Here is a 6809-nt window from a genome sequence, read left to right as displayed (position 1 = left end):
CCTCGCCACAGGGTTCGCGTTGATCAGAATATTTTGTATTGCTCGATTATTGACCTATTTGTGTAGAAGGATTCGCTCATGGCCGTGTTGCCAGAACTTGAAGCATTTCTCGAACTCGCCGAGTTCGGCCGGATGACCGGTAAAAGTCGCGCGATGCATGAACAGACTCCGCAACAGGCGCGGATCGATTTTGAAGCGTCGTCAGGGTTTCTCGATGTGCCGCTGGACAGCGTGACCTGCGAGGACTTCACCATTGCCGCGCGGGATGGCCACAGTCTGTCGGCAAGGGTGTATCGCGATGGGCGAGCGGCCGACGGCTTGCAGCCGGTGGTGTTGTATTTCCATGGCGGCGGCTATGTGGTCGGCAGCCTGGATTCCCATGATGCGCTGTGCCGGCGACTGGCCTCGCAAGGCGGGTTTGCGTTGTTGACCGTGGATTACCGACTGGCGCCGGAATGGCGTTTCCCGACGCCGGTGCAGGACGCCTGCGATGCCGGCAACTGGCTGGTGCGCGAAGGCGCAGCGCGGGGGCTGGACGCGAATCGGGTGGCGCTGGTCGGTGACAGCGTGGGCGCAACATTGGCCACGGTGTTGTCAATCATGGCAGTGCGTGAGCCTGAAGAACTGGCGTTGAAACCCAAGGCCCAGGTGTTGCTGTACCCGGTGACGGATGCAACCACCCAGCGTGCCTCGCACCGGGATTTCGCCGAGGGCTATTTGCTGGAGACGCCAACGCTGGACTGGTTCTACGCGCATTACGGGCGCACGCCGGATGACCTGGCGGATTGGCGTTGCTCGCCGTTGCTGGCGGCGGATCTGTCGGGTGTGGCACCGGCGCTGGTGTACCTGGCCGGGTATGATCCGCTGCGTGACGAAGGGCTGGCATATGCCGAGCTGTTGCGTACGGCGGGGAATGAGGTGACGTTGTTGGAGCAGCCGGGGATGACCCATGACTTCATGCGCATGGCGGGGTTGCTGGGCGAAGTGGAAGGGATTCACTCGGAAGTGGCGGAGTGGGTGCGTTCGCGGATTTGATTTGAAATGAAAAAAGCCGCCATGCCTGGATCAGGGGTGGCGGTTTTTTTGTGCCCGGTTCAGGGCATTTGTTTTCCCGGCAATTGCCATCGCGGGCAAGCCCGCTCCCACAGGGATTTGTGAACGCCGCAAAAACTGTGGGAGCGGGCTTGCCCGCGAAGGCGGACTCACATTCACCACAAATCCCTGGTTCAAAAAAATGCCCGCATCTCACGACACGGGCATTTTTCATTTCAGCTCACGACTCAGAAATCATACTTCGCGGTGACCTGCACGTTACGCGGCTCGCCGTAGTACGTGGTGTCGAAGTTGCCCAGGCCCGTCAGGTAGTTCTTGTCGAAGACGTTGTTGGCATTGACGGTGAAGCTCAGGTGGTCGTCGAACTGGTAGCGGGTCATCAGGTCCACGAGGGTGTAGCCACCTTGCTTGATCTGGGTGTAGTCGCCCACGCTGGCGCTGTAGATCTTGCCGTAGAACGCGCTCTGCCAGCTCACGCCGCCACCGACGGTGAACTTGTTCATCACGCCCGGCAGACGGTAGGTGGTGAAGGTACGAACGACGTGTTCAGGACGGGTGGTGGACAGCGGGTAGCCGAAGATCCGTTGCTCGTCCTGGTCACGGGTCCGGGCGTAGGTGTAGCCGGCGGACAGGTTCCAGCCCTCGGCCAATTCACCGGCCAGTTCCAGCTCCACACCTTGGGTGGTCGCGCCGTCGATGGCTTTGTAGATGCCTTCGTTGGTGACCGGGTTGGTGCCGATCGATTGGGCGACGTTGTCCTGCTCGATACGGAAGAAGGCCAGGCTGGCATTCAGCTTGCCTTCGAAGTAGGCCGCTTTCAGGCCGGTCTCGTAAGCGCTGCCTTCAACCGGCTCCAGCGTCGAACCGTTGGCGTCCTTGTAGATTTGCGGCTGGTAGATATTGGTGTAGCTGGCGTACGCGGAGTACGTGTCGTTGAGGTCGTAAACCACACCGGCGTAAGGGGTGACGACGCCGTGTTCCTTGTAGCTGGCGTGGGTGTCGGTCTGGTTGGCGCCCGGGTTGTAGTTGTAGTCTTCGTTGTATTTGAAGGTGCTCAGGCGGGTGCCGAGGATGAACGACAGGTCGTCGGTCGGACGCAGGCGCGTGGCCAGGTACACGCCGTTCTGGCTCTGGGTGCGTTCGTATTTGCCGTTTTTCGGGAAATCCTGTTTCGGCAGTTCGCCGTTCCAGTCATAGATGCTGCCTGGCACTTGGGAGAACGCACTGGTGTCGTAAGTCGCACCGGTCTGACGCGAGTGGGACGCCATGACACCGGCGACCAGTTCGTGCTCGCGGCCGCCCAGGCTGAACGGGCCGGAGACGTTCACGTCAGCGGTGTTCTGCACGCGATGGCCTTCCCAGCGACCCCAGTAAAGGAACATGCCTTCACCGGTGGCGCGGTCCGGGTTGCCGCCGCTGGCCGAGGCCAGTTGGGTGTCGTGATCGGTGGTTTTCTGGTCCAGGCTGACTTTGAGTTTCCAGTCATTGGCCAGCGCTTGCTCCAGCGACGCGAAGTAGGTGGTGCTGTCGAAGTCACGACGGCTCCAGTCGGCAGCCGGGTTGAAGTGACGCGGGAACTCGGTACGACCGCCATCGGCGAAGTACGTCGGGTTGCCGGTCCACGACGAACCGCGCGGGGTCGCGCTGGACTTGTCGATGCCGAAGGTCAGCAGGGTGTCGTCGGTCAGGTCGGCTTCGAGGACGCCGTAAAACAGGTCTTTCTTCTGGCTGTAGTGATCCAGGTAGGAGTTGGCGTCCTGGTACGTAGTCACGAAGCGACCGCGGACGTTGCCGGAATCGGTCAGCGAACCGGAAATGTCACCTTCAGCACGGTACTTGTCCCAGCGGCCAGCGGTGGCGCTGACCGAGGCCTTGAATTCCTTGGTCGGCTTCTTGCGGATCAGGTTGACCGTGGCGGACGGGTCGCCGGTGCCGGTCATCAGGCCGGTAGCGCCTTTGATGATTTCGATATGGTCGAGGCTGGCCGAGTCGTCACTGTTGTTCGGGTTTTCACCGTACACACCGTCGTAGATGGTGTTGACGCCATCGTATTGGAAGTTGGTGATGGCCTGGCCACGGGCGGAAAATTCGGTACGGTCACTGTCGTACTTCTGCGACGTGATGCCGGGGGTGTTGCGCAGTGCGTCGCCGACGCTCTGTACACCGCGATCGTCCATTTGCTGGCGGGTCACCACGGTCACCGATTGCGGTGTTTCGCGGAGGGTCAGCGGCAGCTTGGTCGCGGTGGTGGTGGCGCCGGTGGTGTAGGAGCCGGTGTCTTCAGTGGTCAGGCCCAGGGCCTGGCCGGAAATCGTGGTCGCGCCCAGTTGCAGGCCCGAACCGCCGCCGGAGACCAGCGTGACGCTGTTGCCATTGATCTGGAACGAAATGCCGGTGCCTTTGAGCAGAGCGCTCAGGGCTTCGGACGGCTCCAGCGAACCGGACACCGCACGGGACTTGATGCCGGCCACTTGGTCAGGGCTGTAGAGAATCTGCAGGTTGGTCTGCATGCCCAGCTCGGTCAACGCGTTGGAAAGCGGCTGGACGGCAATATTCACTTTTACAGGTGCAGCGTTGGCCATCGAGCTCCCCAGCAAGGTGGCGGTCAGCAGTACGCTGGTGAACAGGGTGCGATGCAAAGTCGGGCGCTGTACGGCCAGCGCGAGAGGTGTGCGGCGTGGTTGAGGTCGCATTACTTACCTGAGCTCCTGAAAAGTGTTGTGCAGAGTTTTTGTTAATAAGAATGATTATTAGACGCGGCACAAACCAAAAACCGGAAAGAAAGCCGTCAAATAAATTTCTGGGGGAGCATAAAGTTCGCGAAACCTGTGGGAGCGGGCTTGCCCGCGATGGCGGTGGGTCAATCACCATCAATGTGAAAGTGATGGACTCATCGCGGGCAAGCCCGCTCCCACAGGTCCGCGAAAAGCAATGAAAACCCCAATCAGGCCGGTGCCAGCTCGGTGACAACCCGGCCGCTTTCCATGCGCACCAACTGGTCGGCTACATCGAAGTAGCGGTCATCGTGGGAGATCACGATGATGGTTTTGCCCAGGCGCTTGAGGTCCGGCAGCAGCTCGGTGTAGAAAATCCGGCGGAAGGTCGGATCCTGGTCTGCCGCCCATTCATCGAACACCAGCACCGGGCGCTCTTCGAGCCAGGCGTTGACCAGCGCCAGGCGCTTGCGTTGGCCGGTGGAGAGGTCGGTGGTGGTGAAGTTGCCGTCCTTGACGCTGACCTTGTGCGCGATTTCCAGGCGTTGCAGGTATTTGTTCGCGTCCTCGGGGATGTGCGTGTCGCCCTGCACCACGTCATCGAACAGGTAATAGTCAGCGAAGATCGTGGTGAACAATTGGCGGTAGTCATCACGGTTCTTCGCATCGATGGCCTCGTCGTTGACCCGGATCTCACCCTGTTGCGGCGTGTACAAGCCCAGCAGCAACTTGATCAGCGTGGTCTTGCCGCAACCGTTCTCGCCGACAATAAAGGTGATGTCGCCTTGCTTGATCGTCAGGTTGACCGGCCCGAGCTGGAAGGGCGCTGCACCTTCGGCAGCGGGGAAGGCGAAACGCACATCGGCCAGTTTCAGTTCGTGCACGGCTTGCTTGACGTTGCCCTGATCGCTGAGCAGCAAGTGCGGCTCAGGGGTGGAAAACTGCTCGGACAACTCGGCGATCCGGCGAAAGGCGATCTGCGCGCGGCTGACAATCGGCAACGTGCTGATCAAATGCTCCAGCGGGCCTTTCATATACAGCAGCACCAGCACGAAGCCGCTCATCACGGTCTTTTCGGCGCTTGGCCAGAAGGATTGCAGCGCCAGCACCAGGCCGATGACCACGAAGAACAGCATCGAGCCGAAGGTCTTGGCGATCACGAAGGTGTTGACCGAGCGCACCTGGGTCTTGCAGATGAAATCGGCTGTCGCCTTGATCCCCGACACGAACATGCGCTGGCGACGCGGGCGGTGGATTCGCAGTTCCTTGGCGCCATCGGCAATCGCGTTGTAGTGCTTCTGCAATTCGTCTTCAGCGTCACGGGCGGCCATGAAACCCTGCACACCCTTGCTCTGGGCGTAGGCTTGGATCGCCGTGCCGATCAGGATCGCGGCGACCATGATCAGGAACATCGGCCACGACAGAATCGCCAGGTAACCCATGCAACCCAGGGTCACGGTGAGGGAAATCGCCAGCGGGGCGAAGGCGAAGGCGAAGTCGCTGATGGTGTCGACGTCGTGGGTCAGCACCGGAATCAAGCGGTGGCTGCGATAGCGTTCAATCTGTTCGATGGGTGCCGACAGGACCTTTTCACCGAGCTGTTTACGCAGCCTGGCGATGATGTGCTGGCCGACGTAGTTGGTGCCGATGTCCGAGCAGATCGAGCTCAGCAGCGCCAGCAGGCACAGGCCGGCAAACAAGGCGACCACGCCCTGGGTCAGGCCGGTGTCCGAATGCAGGGCGTTGTTGATGGTCGCCAGCAGCACCGTGACGCTCAAGCCGCCGACCATGCCCAGGAAAATGGACGCGGCGACGATGAGTCGAAACGGTTTCAACAGGGCGAACAACTCGCCGATGGCGCCACGGGGAGGCTGGGTCATGGAAGACAGTTCCTTGGGTATAAAGGCAGATACCCAGTAGAACGTCTGATCGAGGGGTTAATTTACAAGGTCGCCGACTGGTGGTGCTCGCGACTCAAACACAAGACCCTGTGGGAGCGAGCTTGCTCGCGATAGCGGACTACCAGTCGACATCTCTATCGAATGGAAGGCAGTCATCGCGAGCAAGCTCGCTCCCACAGGGTTGGGGTTATGGTTAGAGCTCACGCACGATACGGAAGCCTATCCAGTCGCCACGCTCTTGCGGGTACTGGCTGTTGCGGTTGCCGGAGCGGGAGAACACTGGCGCTTCACCCCAGTCGTTGCCACGAATGCGCACGGCTTCGCAGTTGGGTTCTACCCACGCGCTGCCATCGGTGGGCGCGCCGACGTAGTTCGGGTGTTCGCAGTCTTCGACCCATTCGTAGACATTGCCGTGCATGTCGTACAGGCCGAACGCGTTCGGTGCATAGCTGCCCACCGGTGAGCTGTAGCTGTAACCGTCCGCCGGCCCGTAGGTGTTGGCGTGTTGGCTGATGCTGTATTCCTTGCCTTCATCGAACGGGAAGGGGAACGGGCCTTTGGTGCCGCCGCGTGCGGCGTATTCGCGTTGGGCTTCGCTGACCATGTGGTATTTCTGCCCGGTCTTTTTCGAGAGCCAGGCGACGTAGTGCTTCACGTCATCGAAGTTCATGCACACCGCCGGCTGACGCGGGCCTTGCGGGTAGCGCGGTTTGCTGGCGACGCATTCACGACCCGGCCGGGTATCGCCATTGGCGATGGTCACGCCACTCTCGCGCACGTAGCTGTCCCATTCGCCTGCGGTGACCTGGAAGCGGCTCATGGCGAAGGGTTTGGCGAAGGTCACTTCGTGCATCGGACTTTCGTCGGGTTCGCGACCGATTTCATCGTCCGGCGTGCCCATGGTGAAAGTACCGGCAGGCAGCACGACCATTTCCGGGCAATCGCGGCAGTCCTTGAACACTTTTCCCGGTTGCGGGGCGGTGGCCGCCTGGGCGGTGGTTGGCAGCAGACCTGCCATCAGGGCCGTCAGGGCCAGGGCCTTGAGTGGCAGGGTTAGTGGATTACTGTTCATGAGGTGTCTCGTTCAAAGAAAAAACTGGAATCATGCAAGATCCAATGTGGGAGCGAGCTTGCTCGCGAT

The 6809-nt window shown here is 60.7% G+C and carries 4 protein-coding genes; 1 reads left to right on the top strand and 3 read right to left on the bottom strand.

The annotated features are described in order from the left end of the window. The first annotated feature begins 78 nt into the window (after nt 1-78). The gene (locus K0F88_RS21995) at nt 79-1035 is read left to right on the top strand and encodes an alpha/beta hydrolase (protein ID WP_094468254.1); all 957 of its coding nucleotides are present in this window, start codon (nt 79-81) and stop codon (nt 1033-1035) included. A gap of 245 nt (nt 1036-1280) precedes the next feature. On the opposite strand, the gene K0F88_RS21990 is transcribed toward K0F88_RS21995, so the two are convergent. From K0F88_RS21990 to K0F88_RS21980, 3 genes are all read right to left on the bottom strand, one after another. Beyond that, nucleotides 1281-3746 carry a TonB-dependent siderophore receptor gene (locus K0F88_RS21990; protein ID WP_094468253.1) on the bottom strand — a complete coding sequence of 822 codons (2466 nt, stop codon included), beginning with the start codon at nt 3744-3746 and terminating at the stop codon, nt 1281-1283. Nucleotides 3747-3997: 251 nt separating this feature from the next. Beyond that, a complete protein-coding gene (locus tag K0F88_RS21985; protein WP_219096521.1) occupies nt 3998-5647 on the bottom strand; it encodes a cyclic peptide export ABC transporter in 1650 nt (549 codons plus the stop codon). 214 nt (nt 5648-5861) lie between these two features. Next, the gene (locus K0F88_RS21980; protein WP_219096520.1) at nt 5862-6740 is read right to left on the bottom strand and encodes a formylglycine-generating enzyme family protein; all 879 of its coding nucleotides are present in this window, start codon (nt 6738-6740) and stop codon (nt 5862-5864) included. Nucleotides 6741-6809: the final 69 nt, after the last annotated feature.

It is taken from the genome of Pseudomonas sp. UMAB-40 (genome assembly GCF_900095275.1).
Lineage (GTDB): Bacteria > Pseudomonadota > Gammaproteobacteria > Pseudomonadales > Pseudomonadaceae > Aquipseudomonas > Aquipseudomonas mandelii_B.
This window is presented reverse-complemented; position numbering and strand designations above follow the sequence as displayed.

Bases quoted from the DNA above. Each gene is read 5' to 3' on its own strand.
- K0F88_RS21990 (WP_094468253.1), bottom strand. From the start codon at position 3,746: ATGCGACCTCAACCACGCCGCACACCTCTCGCGCTGGCCGTACAGCGC.
- K0F88_RS21980 (WP_219096520.1), bottom strand. From the start codon at position 6,740: ATGAACAGTAATCCACTAACCCTGCCACTCAAGGCCCTGGCCCTGACG.
- K0F88_RS21985 (WP_219096521.1), bottom strand. From the start codon at position 5,647: ATGACCCAGCCTCCCCGTGGCGCCATCGGCGAGTTGTTCGCCCTGTTG.
- K0F88_RS21995 (WP_094468254.1), top strand. From the start codon at position 79: ATGGCCGTGTTGCCAGAACTTGAAGCATTTCTCGAACTCGCCGAGTTC.